The 18,019-nt window shown below is 70.8% G+C and carries 15 protein-coding genes and 3 pseudogenes; 6 read left to right on the top strand and 12 right to left on the bottom strand.

Annotated features, from left to right (window positions below):
* Positions 1–135: 135 nt before the first annotated feature.
* The 8 genes and pseudogenes from MMA15_RS23880 to MMA15_RS23845 form a co-directional block, all read right to left on the bottom strand.
* A complete protein-coding gene (locus MMA15_RS23880; protein ID WP_241062198.1) occupies positions 136–990 on the bottom strand; it encodes a maleylpyruvate isomerase family mycothiol-dependent enzyme in 855 nt (284 codons plus the stop codon).
* A gap of 131 nt (positions 991–1,121) precedes the next feature.
* Positions 1,122–1,697: a metallophosphoesterase family protein gene (locus MMA15_RS23875; protein ID WP_241062197.1), complete on the bottom strand. Its 576-nt coding sequence runs from the start codon at positions 1,695–1,697 to the stop codon at positions 1,122–1,124.
* 174 nt (positions 1,698–1,871) lie between these two features.
* The gene (locus MMA15_RS23870; protein WP_241063423.1) at positions 1,872–3,224 is read right to left on the bottom strand and encodes a nucleobase:cation symporter-2 family protein; all 1,353 of its coding nucleotides are present in this window, start codon (positions 3,222–3,224) and stop codon (positions 1,872–1,874) included.
* Positions 3,225–3,760: 536 nt separating this feature from the next.
* Entirely contained in the window at positions 3,761–5,182 is a 1,422-nt protein-coding gene (locus MMA15_RS23865; protein WP_241062196.1) for an 8-oxoguanine deaminase, read from the bottom strand.
* A 144-nt stretch (positions 5,183–5,326) separates the two neighbouring features.
* The gene (gene pucL, locus MMA15_RS23860; RefSeq protein ID WP_241062193.1) at positions 5,327–6,271 is read right to left on the bottom strand and encodes a factor-independent urate hydroxylase; all 945 of its coding nucleotides are present in this window, start codon (positions 6,269–6,271) and stop codon (positions 5,327–5,329) included.
* Positions 6,272–6,276: 5 nt separating this feature from the next.
* Positions 6,277–6,713, bottom strand: a pseudogene (gene uraH, locus MMA15_RS23855) (hydroxyisourate hydrolase).
* Complete coding sequence (uraD, locus tag MMA15_RS23850; protein ID WP_241062192.1) at positions 6,710–7,237, bottom strand: 2-oxo-4-hydroxy-4-carboxy-5-ureidoimidazoline decarboxylase; 528 nt, start codon at positions 7,235–7,237, stop codon at positions 6,710–6,712. The pseudogene uraH and the gene uraD overlap by 4 nt, the downstream one beginning before the upstream one ends.
* 140 nt (positions 7,238–7,377) lie before the next feature.
* The gene (locus MMA15_RS23845) at positions 7,378–7,524 is read right to left on the bottom strand and encodes a hypothetical protein (RefSeq protein WP_241062190.1); all 147 of its coding nucleotides are present in this window, start codon (positions 7,522–7,524) and stop codon (positions 7,378–7,380) included.
* Between the two features lie 10 nt (positions 7,525–7,534).
* On the opposite strand from MMA15_RS23845, the pseudogene MMA15_RS23840 reads away from it, so the two are divergent.
* Positions 7,535–7,690 (top strand): annotated as a pseudogene (locus MMA15_RS23840) (2Fe-2S iron-sulfur cluster-binding protein); the annotation flags it as partial.
* Between the two features lie 58 nt (positions 7,691–7,748).
* Here the strand turns inward: MMA15_RS23840 and MMA15_RS23835 are convergent.
* Entirely contained in the window at positions 7,749–8,087 is a 339-nt protein-coding gene (locus MMA15_RS23835; protein WP_241063421.1) for a helix-turn-helix domain-containing protein, read from the bottom strand.
* 188 nt (positions 8,088–8,275) lie between these two features.
* Positions 8,276–8,521 (bottom strand): annotated as a pseudogene (locus MMA15_RS23830) (hypothetical protein); the annotation flags it as partial.
* A gap of 258 nt (positions 8,522–8,779) precedes the next feature.
* On the opposite strand from MMA15_RS23830, the gene MMA15_RS23825 reads away from it, so the two are divergent.
* The 4 genes from MMA15_RS23825 (at position 8,780) to MMA15_RS23810 (ending at position 14,023) form a co-directional block, all read left to right on the top strand.
* Entirely contained in the window at positions 8,780–9,616 is an 837-nt protein-coding gene (locus tag MMA15_RS23825) for a TIM barrel protein (RefSeq protein WP_241063420.1), read from the top strand.
* 122 nt (positions 9,617–9,738) lie between these two features.
* A complete protein-coding gene (locus MMA15_RS23820) occupies positions 9,739–10,644 on the top strand; it encodes a 2-hydroxy-3-oxopropionate reductase (protein ID WP_241062184.1) in 906 nt (301 codons plus the stop codon).
* A 3-nt stretch (positions 10,645–10,647) separates the two neighbouring features.
* Positions 10,648–12,366, top strand: a complete 1,719-nt coding sequence (gene gcl / locus MMA15_RS23815; RefSeq protein ID WP_241062183.1) for a glyoxylate carboligase — start codon at positions 10,648–10,650, stop codon at positions 12,364–12,366.
* Between the two features lie 766 nt (positions 12,367–13,132).
* The gene (locus tag MMA15_RS23810; protein WP_241062182.1) at positions 13,133–14,023 is read left to right on the top strand and encodes a hypothetical protein; all 891 of its coding nucleotides are present in this window, start codon (positions 13,133–13,135) and stop codon (positions 14,021–14,023) included.
* Positions 14,024–14,213: 190 nt separating this feature from the next.
* On the opposite strand, the gene MMA15_RS23805 is transcribed toward MMA15_RS23810, so the two are convergent.
* Complete coding sequence (locus MMA15_RS23805) at positions 14,214–15,902, bottom strand: AMP-binding protein (RefSeq protein ID WP_241062180.1); 1,689 nt, start codon at positions 15,900–15,902, stop codon at positions 14,214–14,216.
* Between the two features lie 210 nt (positions 15,903–16,112).
* Between MMA15_RS23805 and MMA15_RS23800 the strand changes: the two genes are divergently transcribed.
* Positions 16,113–17,552 carry an MFS transporter gene (locus tag MMA15_RS23800; RefSeq protein ID WP_241062178.1) on the top strand — a complete coding sequence of 480 codons (1,440 nt, stop codon included), beginning with the start codon at positions 16,113–16,115 and terminating at the stop codon, positions 17,550–17,552.
* A gap of 40 nt (positions 17,553–17,592) precedes the next feature.
* On the opposite strand, the gene MMA15_RS23795 is transcribed toward MMA15_RS23800, so the two are convergent.
* Positions 17,593–17,997 carry a YciI family protein gene (locus tag MMA15_RS23795; protein ID WP_277401360.1) on the bottom strand — a complete coding sequence of 135 codons (405 nt, stop codon included), beginning with the start codon at positions 17,995–17,997 and terminating at the stop codon, positions 17,593–17,595.
* Positions 17,998–18,019: the final 22 nt, after the last annotated feature.

Genomic DNA, 18,019 nt, shown 5'->3' with positions numbered 1-18,019 from the left:
CGGGGTGTCAGCCAACGCGGGGTCGGTCGGTGAAACGTCACCGTACTCGCCCGCGGCGTGCCGCACGTTGCGGATGAGTCATCGGCAAAAGAGAGCATCCGGAGGGCGCCGGGGATTCACGACAGACGGTGCGGATCAGTTGAATCCGACCCTGTCCAGCCAGAAGTGGAGCAACTGCTCATCGCCGGTGACCTCTATGCCCTCCCCCGCGGCACCGGGCATCGACGGCTGTGCGGGAGCCGTACGACGGCGGTAGATCAACAGCAACAGGGCGGTGAGCGGACCGCTTACGGTGACGGCCGCACGCTCCCCCGGTGCGTCCTTGGGCGGGCGGCGCCAGGAGAGCGCGTCGCCGGTGAGGTCGACGATCCACTGTGCTCGCGGCCATTCCGCTTCCGCGTGCGCAGCCGAGGGCACGTCCGTCGCACGGAAGCGGATCGTACGGCCGGGGCCCAGCAGTTCACGGCGCTCGGGATGGAAGTCGAACATCTCGGGCAGCGAGCCGAGTTCCATCCATTCGTCGACGGCGTCCACGGCGACGTCCGGCTCCGTTGTGAACTCCTGACCCAGCGCCAGGACGGCGTCGGCACGGTGGACGAGGGTCTCGTGCGCGAAGCGCCGCGCGAAGAACCGCACGGTCCCTCCGGACAGCGGCGTCCACATGGCGGCGTCCGGACCGGCTTCCCGCAGCGTCGCCGCCAGTCGCTCCGCATTCGCCTCCAGCCACGGGCCGACGACGGCAGGGTCCTCATGGGCGTAGGCGGAGAGGTCGCGGAAGTGGTCGTCCGGGAGCGGAGCGGCAGCGCGCGTGCGCACCATCTCCTCGACCCAGCTCATGCCGCCGCCCAGATGCCTCACCAACTGCCCGGCGTTCCAGCCGGGGCAGGACGGCACGGGCGTGGTGAGGTCCGCTCCGTCGATGCAGGAGCGGAGAAGCCGGGCCTGGGTGACGATCTCCGCACAGTGGCGGTCGTAGCTCAATCTGCTCACACCGGGAACGGTAGGGCGCACCACTGACAATCCGTCCTCCGATGACCCGGCGGACCGGCGGCAGCAGCCCGGTCATGTCGCGGCGTCTCCGCCGTGCGTCGGCGTCTTCGTGATGCCACCGCGGCGCTGCGTCATGCCCCGGCGTCGCGCCGGCCCGGCGTCTGAACGCGGCGGGGCAGCCGGTGGAGCTGGACCTGGGAGAGGCCGTCGTCGGTGACCTCGGCCGTCATGTACGTGCAGTAGGGCTGGCGGCGGCGGTCCGTAGGCGAACCGGGGTTGAGAAGGCGCAGGACGCGGTCCGGCGGTCCGGCCCCGGCCGCCGCCGGGAAGTCCGCCCGCTCGGCCGTGCTGTCCCAGGGGATGTGGCTGTGGCCGAAGACGAGCACGTCCGCTTCGGGAAAGCGCTCGGCGCAGCGGCGCTCGCGGCCGCGTGCCTCGCCCGTCTCGTGGACGACCGCGAAGCGCACGCCGAGGAGTTCGGCGTCGGCGACCTCGGGCAGGCGGGCTCGCAGCGCGGGCCCGTCGTTGTTGCCGTACACGCCGACGAGCCGCCGGGCGCGCGCCTCGAACAGGTCGAGGGTGGCCGTGTCGACCCAGTCACCGGCGTGGAAGACGACGTCGGCGGCGTCGAACTCGTCGAGCAGCGGGTCGGGAAGCCGCTTGGCGCGCTTGGGCAGATGGGTGTCGGAGGTCAGCAGAAGTCGCACGTCGGCGACGATAACGGAGGTCTTCTCCTGCACGTCGACGGCGGCTCAAAGGGGCCGCGCCTCAGCGGCGGTCGGCACGGTGGGCGCTTTGAGGCTCCGCCTTCGACGGCACGCGACGACGCCACCCCGCCGCGGCGCATCACCTGCCGCGGTGCATCACCCCGCGACGTCTGCTCACCCCGCCGCGTCGCCCGCCCGCGGCCCCGGTACCGGACCGGCGCCTTCACCGGCCACCGGCTCCTTCCTCCCCAAGTGGTTGAAGAGCAGGTTCAGTACGACCGCCGTGACGCAGCCCGTGGAGATGCCGGAGTCCAGGATGATGCGGGCGCTGCCCGGGAAGACGTCGTAGAAGTCGGGGGCGGCGACCGGGATGACGCCGACGGCCAGGGAGACGGCGACGATGACGATGTTGCCGTCCTGGGCGAGATCCGCGCGGGCGAGGGTGCGGATGCCGCTCGCCGCGACGGAGCCGAAGAGTACGACGCCCGCACCGCCGAGCACCGGCTGTGGAACGGTCGCGATCAGGGCCGCCGCGACGGGACAGAGCCCCATCAGGATGAGGATGCCGCCGCCCGCGGCGACCACGTAGCGGCTGCGGATCTTCGTCATCGCGACGAGGCCGATGTTCTGTGCGAAGGCCGTGGCCAGGAAGCCGTTGAAGAAGGGGCTGACGAAGGAGCCGAGGGTGTCGGCGCGCAGTCCGGCGGCGATGGTCTTCTCGTCGGCGGGGCGGTCCACGATCTCGCCGAGGGCGAGCATGTCGGCGGTGGACTCCGTCATCGAGACGAGCATGACGATGCACATGGAGACGATGGCGGCCACGGCGAACTGCGGTGCGCCGAAGTGGAACGGCGTGGGGAAGCCGACGATGCCCGCGTCGCCCAGCGCGCCGAAGTCGGTGATGCCGACGGGGACGGCGGCCACCGTGCCGACGACGAGCCCGAGCAGTACCGCGATCTGCTTGACGAAGCCGCGGGTGAAGCGGCTCAGCAGCAGCACGACGAGGAGGGTGAAGCCGGCCATGGCGATGTTCTTGGTGGCGCCGTAGCCGGGGGCCTCAGGGTCGCCGCCCTGCGCCCAGTTGAACGCGACGGGCATCAGCGAGACGCCGATGAGCGTGATGACGCTGCCGGTGACGACCGGTGGGAAGAAGCGCACCAGCTTGCTGAAGTACGGGGCGAGTACGAAGCCGAGGGCCGCCGCCACCATGCAGGCGCCGAAGATGACGGGCAGGGCGTCCTTGGAGCCCTCGGAGTGATGGATGGCGAGCATCGGCGCGACGGACGCGAAGGTGACCCCGTTGACGAACGGCAGCCGGGCGCCTATTCGCCATACGCCGAGGGTCTGGAGGAGCGTGGCGACGCCCGCGAGGAAGAGGCTCGCGCCGGTGAGGAACGTCAGCTCGGAGACGGACAGCCCCACGGCGGTGCCGATTATCAGCGGCGGTGCGACCACGCCCGCGTACATGGCCGCGACGTGCTGGAGACCGGTGGTCAGCAGTTTCAGCGGCGGGAGGGTCCGGTCCACCGGGTGCCTGCCGTCCGGAGCGGAGCCTTGCGGGTCTCCGGCGTCCGAGGCGGTGGCCTCCCGGCCCCCGGCCTCCGGCCCCGACGGCCGCCGAGGCTGCCGGTCGCCGCTGTGCGGGTGCTGCGGCGGATTGTCGTTGCGCTGGGGCTGGTCGTCGTTGCGCTGCGGCTGATCGTCACTGCGCTGGGGCTGGTCGTCGTGTGCGGGCGTCTCGGTCACGGCTGTCCTCCTGTCGGTGTTCACAGGTCGCGTCGAAGCGCGCAAGAACGCGCTCGGCTCACGTCGGCTCACGTCGTTCGCGTCGATTCCGCATCGGTGCGCGTCGGTTCGCGTTCGACGGTGGTGTTGTGCGCTGCCGTTACGCCCGGTGGTGCCGGACCGTCCCGGGAGCGTGAGGGGTTGGGCCACGTCCCGGGAACGGCTTGGTGGTGCTGGGCACCGGCCGGGAGCCGTCCCTCCCGGCCGGAGTATGTGGGTTGTCGTGCGGGCGGGCCGCCGCGTGCCGCGTCGTGGCGGGCCCGCCCTGCGCGGGCCTCTCAGCCCTCGCTTCCGGCGGCACGTGCGAGGCGCCCGGCCTCGTTACGCGCCTCGCGGGCGATCAGGTCCTCGTCGGCGTTGGCGAGCCGGCCGTCCTCGACGACCGTACGGCCGTTGACCAGCGACAGCGTCACCGGAGCCGGAGCGCCCATCACGAGCGCGGCGACCGGGTCGGCGATCGAGGAGTGCCCGATCCCGTCGACGCGCCACAGCACCAGGTCGGCGAGCTTCCCGGGCTCCAGGGAGCCGATCTCCCGTTCCCTGCCGAGGACTCGGGCACCGCCGTAGGTGCCGAGACGCAGCGACTCGCGTGCCGTGAGGGCCTTCTCCTTGCGGGGGCCGAGGCGGTTCACGAGCAGTGCGTTACGAAGCTCGGTGTGGAGTTCGCCGGACTCGTTGGACGCGGTGCCGTCGACGCCGAGCCCGACGGGGACGTCGGCTGCCAGCATGTCCGGCACCCGCGCGATGCCCGCGGCGAGACGTGCGTTGGAGGACGGGCAGTGGGCCACGCCGGTGCCCGTACGTGCGAAGGCGGCGATGTCGGAGTCGCTCATGTGGACGCAGTGCGCCATCCATACGTCGTCGCCGAGCCAGCCGACGGAGTCCAGATAGTCGGTGGGGCCCATGCCGAAACGCTCGTGGCAGAACTTCTCCTCCTCCACCGTCTCCGAGCCGTGCGTATGCAGCCGTACGCCCTTGCGCCGCGCCAACTCGGCTGCCCGCCGCAGCAGTTCGGTGGTGACCGAGAACGGCGAGCAGGGTGCGACGCCGATGCGCAGCATCGAGCCGAAGGACGGGTCGTGGTGGCGGTCGACGGCCTCCTCGGTGGCGGCGAGCGCGTCGTCGGTCGACTCGACGGCGAAGTCCGGGGGCAGCCCGCCGTCGGATTCGCCCAAGTCCATCGATCCCCGTGTGGGGTTGAAGCGCACGCCGAGTTCGCGGGCGGCGTCGATCTCGGCGCCCAGCAGATCGCCGCAGCCGCGTGGGAAGACGTAGTGGTGGTCCATGGCGGTGGTCACTCCGCCGCGCACCATCATGCCGAGCGAACCGCGCGCCGCCGCGCGCACCATGTCCTCGTCGATGCGTGCCCAGACCGGGTAGAGGGCGACGAGCCAGTCGAAGAGGCTGGCGTCCTGGGCGAGTCCGCGGGTGAGCCACTGGTAGAAGTGGTGGTGCGTGTTGACGAGTCCGGGCGTGACGAGGTGCCCGCTGCCGTCGACGCGCCGTACGACGTTCTCCAGCCCCGCGGGCGCGCGGCCCTCGCCCACGGACTCGATCAGATCGCCCGCCACCACGACGTGCCCGTCGGTGTGTTCGGTGCCGTGGGCGTCGACGGTCGCGACGGCGCAGTTCTCGATGACGATGCGCCGCACGCGGCCGTCGCCGTGTGTGGGGCCGTTGCCGTTTGCCGGTTCAGTCATGGGTGGTGGGTTCCTCGCTGCCGGTCGTATACGCGGAGTCGCTCGTGTGCGCGGGTCGGTTCGTAGCGCCACGCCGGTGGCACCGAGTCGGCGTGTGAGGCCGGGAGTTCGGGCCCGGCCGGTCCCGCCGGCTACGGGCGCCGGTCACAGGTTGGTCATGTCCGGGGGTATCAGCGCCTCCGCGCCCTCGCGCAGCACCGTGGCCTCGATGAGGCCGTAGGGACGGTCGGCGGCGATGTAGACGGCGCCGTCGGCGGCCTCGTTCGCGATGCCGAAGGGCGCCAAGTCGGCCTTGAAGTGGTGCTTGTTGGGCATGGAGAAGCGGATCTCCTCCAACTCGGGCCGGTGGCCGAGCACTTGGGAACCCATCTGGTACAGCGTCTGCTGGAGCGAGAGTGAGTAGGTCTCGGCGAAGGTACGCAGCATCTGCTGCTTCACGGCGCCGTACGAGGCGTTCCAGTCCGTGTCCGTCGAGCCGGAGCCGGAGCCGGACTCCGCGCCGGGCGAGCCCGCCGGGCCGTGCCGCCACACCGCGCCGACCTCGGTGGCGAGTATGCGGTCGTAGTCCTCTTTGAGCGTGGTGTACCTGTCCTTGATGTAGCCCCAGAACTCCGAGTCGGTGGAGTTGAGGACCGTAAGTCCCTTGAGTCCGCTGAGGACTTGGACGTCCGTGCCGTCGTAGCGGATCTGCGCCGTACGGATCTCCTGGCCGCGGCGTACGAAGGAGTGCGGTGCGGCGCCCCCGTCGAGGTCGATGCGCTCCCACTCGTACTCCTCGATGCGGATGCGCGCGGTGCGGATCGGCTCGGTGGCGTCCACGAAGTGGCGGGCGAGCGCGATGCCGAACTCCTCGGCGGATTCGACGCCTTGCTCCTTGGCGAAGGCGAAGACGGTGTTCTTGGTGGTGTCGGTGGGGAGGACGTTCGCGTTGGAGCCGGAGTAGTGGACCTCGTCCAGATCGCCGCTGAGGGCGACGGAGACGTTGAGGTCCTTGATGTGGTGGGTCGCCCCGTCCCGGGTGATCTTGACTACGCGGTTCTCCGCCTTGCCGTACTGGTTCTGGCCGAGAATCGTGGTCGGCACCGTCATGGATGTCAGCTCCCTCGGTATACGGAGTAGCCGAACGGGTTCAGCAGCAGCGGCACGTGATAGTGCTCGCCCCCGGCGACCGCGAAGACCACGGCCACCTCCGGGAAGAAGCCGTCCTGCTCCTCCGCTTCGTGCGTGTCGTCCGCGGCTGCCTACGTGCGGCCGCACGCGGGCTGTTCGCTTTCAGATACGGCTCGACGGCGAAGGTGAGCCTGGCGTGCGCGGCGCCCGGCGGCAGTGCGGGCAGGTCCTTGCAGCGTCCGTCGGCGTCCGTCACCGATGTGCCGTGGGCGGACCACTGCGCTTCGCGGCCCGTACGTACGGACAGTTCGACGGCGACGCCCGCCGCGGGGCGGCCGGCGCTGGTGTCGAGGATGTGGGTCGACACCGTCGCCGCGGCGGCGTCCGCTTCCGTCGCCGTGCCGGGGGGTGCGCTGCTCATGCTCGTTCGGTCTCCTTGTCCGCCAGTGCCTTCAGCCGGATCCGGTTGATCTTCGTCAGTTCGGTGCGGACGATCTCCCGTTCCTCGTCCGGGGAGTTGGCGATGCGCTCCCGGGCCGCGTCGCGCATCTGCTCCCCGCTGAGACCCGTCGCACAGATCAGGAAGACGTGTCCGAACCGCTCCTGGTACGCCAGATTCAGCTCCAGCATCTCCTCCTTGAGGCTGTCGGAGGCTCCGGCCATGCCGCGCTGCTCGCGTGCCGACGAAGGGTCGCCGGGACGGGGCCGGCCGATGGGCGGATGCCCCGACATGGCCTCGGCGAGGTCCCCGGCGGTCAGCTCCGCCATGGCCTCGTCGCTCGCGGCGAGCAGTCCGGCCAGGTCCGCGTACGGGCGGCGTGCGAGCAGTGCACCGGCCCACTCACGGGACGCGCATACGTCGAGGAGCGCGGCGCGGACGTCGTGCTCAGGGGCCGAGTTGAGCCAGGCCGCAACTGTCGCCGGGGGCGGCTGGGAAGGCGTCACATGTGCCTCCGAAGAGTGTTCGGGCTGGGAACAGCTAAGCGGCGCCGACAGATGACGTCAACACTTTGTTGAAATTCCGGTGCCACGGCTCGTGCCCGCCCACGCGGCTGCGGATGCGGCGAGGCCGCGGGCGGGCGGCCCTACGGGCGGCCCGCAGCGGCTGGCGGCACCGCGTACGACAGGGTGCCGACCGCGATGGAGACGGTGAGCATGCGGGAGCCTTGGACGCGGGCGACGTAGACGGTCCCGTCCCCGTCGAGCACGGTCAGCGAGTTCGTCTCACGCATCAGTCCTCCTGAGGGCTTCTGCGGCACCTGTGAGACCCGGGTCCTCGAAGGGACCACGCCGGATCACCGCGACTCGAATCCTCGACGAACGGGAGCGCGCCCGGGGCAGAACGATGATGATCTGCGTCGGGCGCTCCAAGACGCCCGGCTCGTCCTCGACCTCTGACGGTCGAGTGGCTCACCGGCAGGTTCCCGGACTGCGTCCGCAGTCGGGACGCGACGCGTCAGCCTTCCCCGCGGCGCTTCTTCGCCCGCTTCTCCTCCTGGGCGTTGATGTAGTTGTAGACCGTGAAGCGGCTGACGCCGAGTGCGCCGGCGACCGTCTCCACGCCGTGCCGGACGGAGAAGGCGCCCCGCGTCTCCAGGATGCGCACGACCGACTGCTTCGTCTTGCGGTCCAGTTCGGCCAGCGGCATCCCGTGGCGGCGTTCCAGCTCGGCCAGGATGTGGTCGAGCGATTCGGAGAGGTGGGGCAGGCGTACGGCCACGACGTCACGGCCCTCCCATGCGAGCACCACGTCGTCGCCCTGCGCCTCCTCCGGCGTGACCATCTCGCCGCCCATGGCGTCCACGAGGGGCTTCACCGCGTCGGCGAAGGCGCTGCCGTCGGCGTCCGCGCCGTCTCCGCCTCGTGCGCCGTTCGCGCCGGTGCCGCTCATGCGCCGCCTCCGGCGGTGTCCGCGTCGGGGCCAACGGAGCCCGTCTCGGGCCCCGTACCCCTCTCCGCGTCCGCGTCGTCGTCCCCGGCCGCGTCGCCCTCCGGCAGGACGTTGAGCTGGAGCGAGATCCGGGTCGCGCCCGCGTCCAGCGAGTCGTGGAGCAGGGTCTGGACGGTTCGGAGCACCACCTCCGCGGGACCCTCCGCCGTATTGCCGAACGGTCCGACGTCCACGGAGTCCAGCGGCGCGCCCTGCACGACCTCACGGGCCACCAGCGCATGCTGCGGGGCCTCGTCCAGATCGAACGGCTCGGTCGTGAACTCAACTCGCAATCGCACGTCGTCAACCTACGCGAACGGCGTCCGCGGCGGCCATCCAGCGGTTCACGAGGGCGATCCCCTTGACAGACCCGGGAGGACAAGAGCAGTCTTCCATAAAGTAGAAAGCTGCTTCCACGATACGAAACTAACGCCCAGCGGACGGCATCATGGAACCGTGCACCGGTTCCAAGCGGACCGCACCTTGAACACACGGACGCGAACACACGGACCCGAAGGGAAGCGATCGCCGTGGCGCCCCTGAGTGAACTCGCCGGCATCGGCGGCACCGATCACCGCTACACCGTCAACCTGTCGATCCTCTTCACCGAACTGCCGCTGCTGGAGCGTCCCGCGGCGGCAGCCGCGGCGGGCTTCGACGCCGTCGAACTGTGGTGGCCGTGGGTGGACGCACCCGTACCCGAGAAGGCCGAACTGGACGCGCTGCGGCGGGCGTTGACCGACGCGGGAACGCGGCTGACCGGCCTCAACTTCTACGCCGGGCAGCTCCCCGGCCCTGACCGCGGTGCGCTGTCCCTGCCCGGTGAGGAGTCGGAGAAGTTCCGCAGGAACGTCGACGTCGCGGCGGACTTCGCACGGTCGACGGGCTGCACCGCCCTCAACGCCCTCTACGGCAACCGCGTCACGGGCTCCACACCCGCCGAGCAGGACGAACTCGCTCTGGAGAACCTGGTGTTCGCGGCGCGTGCCGCGCACGACGTCGGTGCCGTGCTGCTCGTGGAGGCGCTCAACGCCGTCGAGTCGCCGCACTACCCGGTCGTCAGCGCGCCGAAGGCCGTCGAGGTCGTCGACAAGGTCAACTCGGCGACGGGGCTGGGCAATACGAAGTTCCTCATGGACCTCTACCACCTCGCCATGAACGGCGAGGACCTGCACCGGGTCATCGACGCCTACACGGACCGCACCGGCCATGTGCAGATCGCCGACAGCCCCGGCCGCGGGGCTCCCGGCACCGGCGGACTCGACTTCCCCGACCTGCTGAAGCGCCTCGCCAAGGCCGGATACGAGGGCCGGATCGGGCTGGAGTACAAGCCCGGCGAAGCGCCGAGCGCCGAGAGCTTCGGCTGGCTGCCGCGCGGACTGCGCGGAGCCTGAGCCGGACCGAGGCGGTCCAAGTCCCCTCCACGGGCGGGTCCTTGAGACCGGTGGCGGGATCGCCGCACTCCCCGGCCCGCGCCCCACCCCCGTACGCCAAGAAATCGGAAGGCGAGAAGTCCATGAGCTACACCCCGGAAAAGACCAAGGTCGCCTTCATCGGCCTCGGCATCATGGGCGCGCCGATGGCGCGCAACCTCCTGCGGGCCGGTTACGACGTGACCGCGTTCAACCCCACGCGCGCCAAGGTCGACGCCTTCGTGAAGGACGGCGGCAAGGGAGCCGCCTCCGTCGCCGAGGCGGTGCGCGAAACCGACGTCGTCATCACGATGGTCCCGGCCTCGCCTCAGGTCGAACAGGTCGTGCTGCACGACGGCGGCGTCCTCGAGAACGTGCGTTCCGGCGCCCTGCTCATCGACATGTCCTCCATCACCCCGCAGACGTCCGTCGAGGTGGCGAAGGCCGCCGCGGAAAGGGGAGTCGAAGTGCTCGACGCCCCCGTATCGGGCGGCGAAGCAGGCGCGGTGGAGGGCGCGCTGTCCATCATGGTGGGCGGCGAGCAGGAGACCTTCGACGCGGCGAAGCCCGTGTTCGAGGCGCTCGGCAAGACGATCGTGCTGTGCGGACCGCACGGTTCGGGGCAGACGGTGAAGGCCGCGAACCAGCTCATCGTCGCCGTGAACATCCAGGCCGTAGCCGAGGCCGTCGTCTTCCTGGAGAAGTCCGGCGTCGACCTGGCCGCCGCGCTCGACGTGCTGGGCGGCGGCCTCGCGGGCTCCACCGTGCTCGCCCGCAAGAGGCAGAACATCCTCGCCGGCGACTTCCGCCCCGGCTTCAAGGTCGATCTGCACCACAAGGACATGGGCATCGTCACCGACGCCGCCCGCGACGTCGGCGCCGCCGTGCCCGCCGGTGCGCTGCTGGCCCAGCTCGTCGGCGCGCTGCGTCAGCAGGGCGACGGCGGCCTCGACCACTCGGCGCTGGTGCGCGGCGTCAGGCGCCTGTCCGGCGAGAAGACGGAGGACTGAGACATGGCCCCGAAGAAGATGCCCGCGATGAACGCCGCCGTCGCCATCATGGTCGACGAGGGCGTCGACATCGCCTTCGGCTGCCCCGGCGCCGCGATCCTCCCGCTGTACAAGGCGATGGAAGTGGACGGCCGTATCGAGCACTTGACGGTGCGCCACGAGGAGGGCGCGGCCCATATGGCCGACGGCTGGGCCCGCACCAACGGCAAGGTCGGCGTCGCGATCGCCACTTCGGGTCCCGGCGCGACCAACCTCGTCACCGGGCTGTACACCGCACAGGCCGACTCCATCCCCATGGTGTGCCTCACGGGGCAGGCGGTCTCGCCGAAGCTGCACCAGGAGGCGTTCCAGGCCGTCGACATCGTGGACATCGCCAGGCCGGTCACCAAGTGGGCGGTGCAGATCAAGGAGCCTGCGCAGATCCCGTGGGTCTTCCGTGAGGCGTTCCGCGTGGCCCGTACGGGCCGTCCCGGGCCTGTGCTGATCGATCTGCCGCTCGACCTGGCCAAGGGCGAGATCACCTACGACGCCGAGATCGACACGCGGCTGCCCGTACCGGCCGTCGAACCCCATCTTCCGCGTGTGGAGCGGGCGTTGGACATGCTGCTGGCAGCCGAACGACCGCTGATCCTCGCGGGCGGCGGAGTGATACTCGCCGACGCCGGACGCGAACTGCGGGAGCTGGTCGAGGAGTTGCGGGTGCCCTTCCAGGTGACGCTGATGGGCAAGGGCGTCATCGAGGACGACCACGAACTCAACCTCGGCACGACCGGCATCCAGACGTCACAGCGGTACGCCAACGCCTCCTTCCTGGAGGCCGACTTCGTGCTCGCGGTGGGAGCGCGCTTCGGCGACCGGCACACCGGGGCCGACATCGGCGTCTACCGAGGTGAACGCACCTTCGTACACGTCGACATCGAGCCCGGCCAGATCGGCAAGGTCTTCGAACCCGACCTCGGCATCGTCTCCGACGCGGGCCTCTTCCTCTCGGCGCTGCTGGCCGAGGCGCGCAAGCGCAAGGCCCGTGCGCAGGTGGGGAGTTGGGTGGAGCGCTGCAAGGAGCTGAAGCGGACGCTGGTGCGCCGCGAGGACTTCGACTCCACGCCGGTGAAGGCGCCGCGTGCGTACAAGGAGATCAACGAGGCCTTCGACGAGGAGACTTACTTCGTCACCGCGATCGGGCTTTACCAGATCTGGGGCGGCCAGCATCAGAAGGCGTATCTGCCGCGCCACTACCAGGTGTGCGGGCAGGCGGGGCCGCTGGGCTGGGAGGTGCCGGCGGCGATCGGCGTGAAGAAGGCACTGGAGGGCATGGGCCGGCCGGACGCCGAAGTCGTGGGCATCGTCGGCGACTACGGCTTCCAGTACCTGGTCGAGGAGCTGGCGGTCGCCGCCCAGTACAACGTGCCGTATGTGCTGATCATGCTCAACAACGAGTATCTGGGCCTGATCCGCCAGGCCGAGATCGGCTACGGCATGAACTACCAAGTCGACATCCACTACGACGAGTTCGGCACCGACAACGTCAAGCTCATGGAGGCATACGGCTGTTCGGGACGCCGCGTGTGGGAGCCGGACGAGATCGCGGGCGCGATCCAGTGGGCGCGGAAGGAAGCCGTCGCCACGTCGCGTCCCGTACTGGTGGAGATCATGATCGAGCGTGAGGCGAACACGCCGCACGGGCCGGACATCGACGCGGTGCGGGAGTTCGAGGAGGCGTGACGGACGGGGCGCCCTGACCGACGGGCCGTGCCGCCGAGGGGGCGGCACGGCCCGTCCGGTCCCGGGGGGCCCGATATGGGCGCTGGCGCCGTTCTCGTAGGTGCGCCGTGCCGCCTCCCTCCCTCACCCGACGCCGTCGGCAGCCCCATGCCCTCCGTCGCGGTGCGGATGCCACGCCGACGCCCCCGGGCCACCGGAGCCGTACGCCCCGATCCCGCGGTCGACCTCCCGCGCGGCCCGGACTCCAACAGCCCGCATGAATTCGGCGGTTGACCCTGGACCCCTCGCCGCCCTGGTGCGGATCGCGGTCGGCACGGTCGGAGTCCGCCGCTTCCCCCGCTACCGTTGCGGCGTCCGAGGCCCGGCCGACGACGTACACGAAGCAGCGGTACACGAAGCAGCAACTGAAGCTCTTGACCGGCTTCATGAACGAACAGGTCGAACTACGGCGGCGGCAGCGGCCCACCGAATCCGCAACCACCCCGTGCGACACGGCGTTCAGGTCCTGTGCCCGCCCGGCCGAGGGGGCACGACGGCTCAACTGGCGTGCAGCCGCCGCCGGTTGTGGCTCCTGCGGACCGTCGGACGTCCCCGCCGGCCACGGCTGCCACAGGGGCGCCGCGCACCCGGCCGTCCCGCTTCGCACCGTTTTCTCTTCCGTTCCCCTTCGGAAACCGCGCCCTTTCGGCGACGATATGGGCAGGCCCGTCGACTTCCCCTGTCCCCGTCCCGCTGACCGCCCGCTGACGCCGCTGGAGCCGAAGAGATGGCAGAAAGCGTGCCCGTGCGCTGTCCCGAGTGCCGCCGCGAGCACACCTATACGCCGCCGGTCTACCCCTGCGACTGCGGCGCCCCCGTCACGCTGCCGCTGCTGCGCGACGGCGCCCCGGCGCGGGTGAGGCACCGTACCTGGGCGGGCTCATGGGTGCAGGTCCGCTGCCCGGCGTGCGGAGTGTCGAAGGAGTGGCCGCAGCCCGAACTCGGCTGCGGCTGCGGCACATTGCTGCGGATGCCGGTCGTGCCTCCGCAGTACGGACCGGCAGTGACCGGCGCACCGTCCGGCGGCGACGGCGCCCCCGGCCAGGAAAAAGATCCGAGCGGCGGCGGCCCCGAGGCGGTCAGCCGCGCGGGATCGGACGGCGGCGCCGAAGCCCCCGGGGATTCCGCTTCCTCCGCGACGACCGGCGCTGCCGGGGTCGCGGGCCCCTCGGCTCCCGCCGCCCCGGCCAAGTCGCAGGGCGCCCGGAAGGACCGCGGGAAGCCGCGTCCCGTCTCGCGCCCCGCGTTCCGTCCCGTGACGATCCGTACGGCGCAGGACGCCCGTACCGCGGCGGCGGAGTATCTGCGCTGGCTCGGATTCCCCGAGGTGCGGGTGACGGAGAAACGGCCGTCCTCCGGAGTGGACGTACGAGGCGCGGGGATCATCGCGCACGTCGACCCGACGACCGCCCCTACGACGCTCCGCGAGGTCGAGACGCTCTGGCTGAACGGGCTCAACGAGGAGGTCGGCACCGCCTGCTTCTCGCTCGCGGGCTACTCGCGCGAGGCCCGCACCCGCGCGGACTCGCTCTGCGTACCGCTCTTCGTGCTCGACCTGACGGGCATGCCGCAGGCCGTCAACGACCCGGCCGACGAGCTGATCCGTTCCGTCTGCTGACGGCCGGTCGGGCGGCCGGGCCCCGGGACTGCGAACCACGAACCACGGACTGCGTACCGCCAGCGACGAACCGGGACCCAGAACCCGCGAACTGCCGGACAGCGGGGGTGAGTCGAGGTACGCCGCGCGGCCGGACCTGCTCGCCCGCCCCGCCCGGTCAGCGCCCGGTCAGCGCCCGGTCAGCGCCCGTTCACCGCTCCTCGCGGAACTCCTCCCCCGGCCCCTGCGCCGCGTGCGCCCGCAGCTCCACACGACGGATCTTTCCGGAGATCGTCTTCGGCAGCTCGGCGAACTCGATGACGCGGACCCTCTTGTACGGCGCCAGCGTCTCCCGCGAGTGCGCGAAGATCGCCTTGGCCGTCTCCGGGCCCGGCTGCCACCCCTCCGCGAGCACCACGTACGCCTTGGGCACCGCGAGCCGCAGCTCGTCCGGCGAGGGCACGACCGCCGCCTCGGCCACGGCCTCGTGTTCCAGCAGCGCGCTCTCCAGCTCGAACGGGGAGATCTTGTAGTCGCTCGCCTTGAAGACGTCGTCGGACCGGCCGACGTAGGTGATGTAGCCGTCCTCGTCACGTGAACCGATGTCCCCGGTGCGGTAGTAGCCGCCGGCCATCGCCTCGTCCGTGCGGTCGCCGTCCCCTCGGTAGCCGGTCATCAGGCCGACGGGACGTGTGGACAGATCGAGGCAGATCTCGCCCTCGTCGACGCCCGCCTCTCCCGTCACCGGGTCGAGCAGCGTCACCTCGAAGCCGGGCATCGCCCGTCCCATGGAGCCCGGCTTGAGCTGCTGGCCCGGGGAGTTGGCGACCTGCACGGCCGTCTCCGTCTGGCCGAAGCCGTCGCGGATGGTCCTGCCCCAGGCACGCCGCACATGTTCGATGACCTCGGGGTTGAGGGGTTCGCCCGCGGCCACGACCTCACGTGGGACGGCGGTGAGTTTGCTCAGGTCGGCCTGGATCAGCATGCGCCACACCGTGGGCGGCGCGCAGAAGCTGGTGACTCCCGCCTGCTCGATCTCGGACAGGAGCCGGTCGGCGTCGAAACGCGTGTAGTTGTAGATGAAGATCGTCGCCTCGGCGTTCCAGGGTGCGAAGACGTTGGACCACGCGTGCTTGGCCCATCCCGGCGAGGAGATGTTGAGGTGCACGTCGCCGGGTCGCAGTCCGATCCAGTACATCGTCGCCAAGTGGCCGACGGGGTACGAGACATGGGTGTGCTCGACGAGCTTGGGCTGTGCCGTCGTACCGGAGGTGAAGTACAGCAGCAGCGTGTCGTCCGCGCGGGTCGGGCCGTCCGGTTCGAAGTGCGCGGTCGTCTCGTAGGCGTCCTCGTAGGAGAGCCAGCCCTCGGGCAGGGCGTCCGCGCCGCCCACGGCGATACGGGTGTAGTCGCCCTCCACGGTCTCGAACTTGCCCGTGTCACCGGCCCGTACGACCACATGCCGCGCCTCACCGCGGTCGATGCGGTCGGCGAGGTCGGCGGGCCCGAGCAGCGGCGTCGCCGGGATGACGACCGCACGCAGCTTCATGCAGGCCAGCAGCGTCTCCCACAGTTCGACCTGGTTGCCGAGCATGACGATGACCCGGTGGCCGGGTGAAACTCCTTGTGCGCGCAGCCAGTTGGCGACCCGCGCGGAACGGTCGCGCATCTCGGCGAAGGTGTGGCGTGCGGCGCTGCCGTCCTCCTCGACGATGTGCAGCGCCGTGCGGTCGTTGTCCTCGGCGACGGCGTCGAACCAGTCGAGCGCCCAGTTGAAGTGCTCCGGGCGTGGCCAGGAGAAGGCGGCGCGTGCCGCGTCGTAGTCCGTACGGTGCCGCAGCAGGATGTCCCGGGCGGCGCGGAAGGCGTCGGTGGGGCTGGTGGGCTCGGTCGCCGTCATCGTCACTCCTCGGATGCCGCTTGCTGTGCTGCCGGTGCGCGCCTCCGGTCGCGGTCGCCCGTAAAGCCGGTCGTCGCCCTGCCGATCGGTCGTCCGCACGCCGGCCCGGCGGCCCTGCCGCTGGTCACACTGCGGATCATCCTGGGTCACCGGGCCCGCACGCACCACCCCCGGGCCGTAGTTCGTACGACTGCCGTGGATGCTGGAGGGATGGCCTCCGCTTCCTCCGGTGCGACGAGCGCGAGCACCCCAAGACGCCTGCTGGTGCTGGGCATCTGCTGCATGAGCCTGCTGATCGTCAGTCTCGACGTCACGGCTCTCAACGTCGCGCTGCCCTCGCTCCAGCGGGATCTGCACGCCTCCGTACCGGGGTTGCAGTGGACCCTCGACGCCTACACGCTCGTCATCGCCTCCCTGCTGATGCTCTCCGGTTCGACGGCGGACAGGGTGGGCAGGCGCCGGGTGTTCCAGACGGGGCTGGTGCTGTTCACCGGCGGCTCGCTGCTGTGCGCGCTCGCGCCGGGGCTGGGCTGGCTGGTGGCGTTCCGTGCGCTACAGGCGGTCGGCGGCTCGATGCTCAACCCGGTGGCCATGGCCATCATCGCCAACACCTTCACGGAGCCGCGGGAGCGGGCGCGGGCCATCGGCGTGTGGGGAGGCGTCGTCGGCGTCTCCATGGCGGCGGGGCCGCTGCTGGGCGGAGCGCTGGTGGCGGCGGTCGACTGGCGGGCCATCTTCTGGCTGAACATCCCCGTCGGCATGGCCGCGCTGGTGCTGACGGCGCTGTTCGTGCCGGAGTCGCGGGCGCCGAAGCCGAGGCGGCTGGACCCTGGCGGTCAGCTACTGGTGACGGCCGTGCTCGGCTCGCTCACCTTCGCGATCATCGAGGGGCGCAACGCGGGCTGGACGTCGCCGCTGATCCTGGGCTGCTTCGCTGCGAGCGCCTGCGCAGCCGCCGTGCTGCCCGCGTATGAGCGCCGCCGCAGCGAACCCCTCGTGGAATTCCGCTTCTTCCGCTCCCTGCCCTTCTCAGGGGCGACGTTCACCGCGATCACAGCGTTCGCGGCGCTGGCCGGGTTCCTCTTCCTCAGCACTCTGCATCTTCAGAACGATCGCGGGCTCTCCGCCTTCCAGGCCGGGCTGCATCTGCTGCCGATGGCGGCGATGACGGCCGTGTTCGCTCCGCTCTCCGGGCATCTCGTGGCGGTGCGGGGCGCACGGCTGCCACTGCTGCTGGCGGGGGTGTTCATGACGGCGAGCGGCGTGCTGTTCGCGCTGTTCGACGCCGAGCGGAGCGAGGTGCCGCTGCTGACCTCCTACGTCCTGTTCGGCATCGGCTTCGGACTGGTGAACGCGCCCATCACCGACGCCGCCGTGTCCGGGATGCCGCGCGCACGTTCCGGGCTGGCCGCGAGCATCGCCTCGACGAGCCGTCAGATCGGTTCGGCCCTGGGCGTGGCCGTCATCGGGGCGGCGGTGGCGGCCGGTTCGCACACCACGGCGTGGTGGATATTCACCGGGTGCGGTGTGGCCGTACTGGTGGCGGCGGTCGTCACCACCGGTCCGCGTGCACGGGCCACCGCCGACCGCGTCGCCTCGTGCCTGCCGACGGCCACCGCGACGGACTCGTCACCGGCCTCTCCGGGCTGAGCCTTCGCCGCCGAGGTCGCCGCCCCGCCTGCCGCGTCCGCTAAGCGACGGGCGGCTCCTCCTGTACGGGGCGCACGATCACGGGGTGCGAGGAGGTGCCCTCCGGTACGGGGCACTGATGCACGCGTGCCGCGATCTCCGTCGCCCGTTCGATGCTCTCGCACTCCAGGAGCCAGTATCCGGCGAGGACTTCCCGGCCTTCCCCGTAGCCGTCGTGGGAGACGACGGGTCTGCCGTTGTCGTCGGCCGTGACGAGGCGCGCCTGCGACGGGGCGGTCAGGCCCTGGCCCTCCAGGAACTCACCGGAGGCGGCGAGGTCCTCGTTGAGCTTCTGCATGAAGCGGAACATCGCTTGCAGCTCGTCCTGCCTCCACACGGGTGCCTCCTTCGAGGCGCTTCCCTCCATGGCGTCGTAGTCGGTCTGCGTCCCCTGAAGCATGATCATGAACTTCACGGCGGTCCTCCCG

This window comes from Streptomyces marispadix (assembly GCF_022524345.1).
Lineage (GTDB): Bacteria > Actinomycetota > Actinomycetes > Streptomycetales > Streptomycetaceae > Streptomyces > Streptomyces marispadix.
This window is presented reverse-complemented; position numbering and strand designations above follow the sequence as displayed.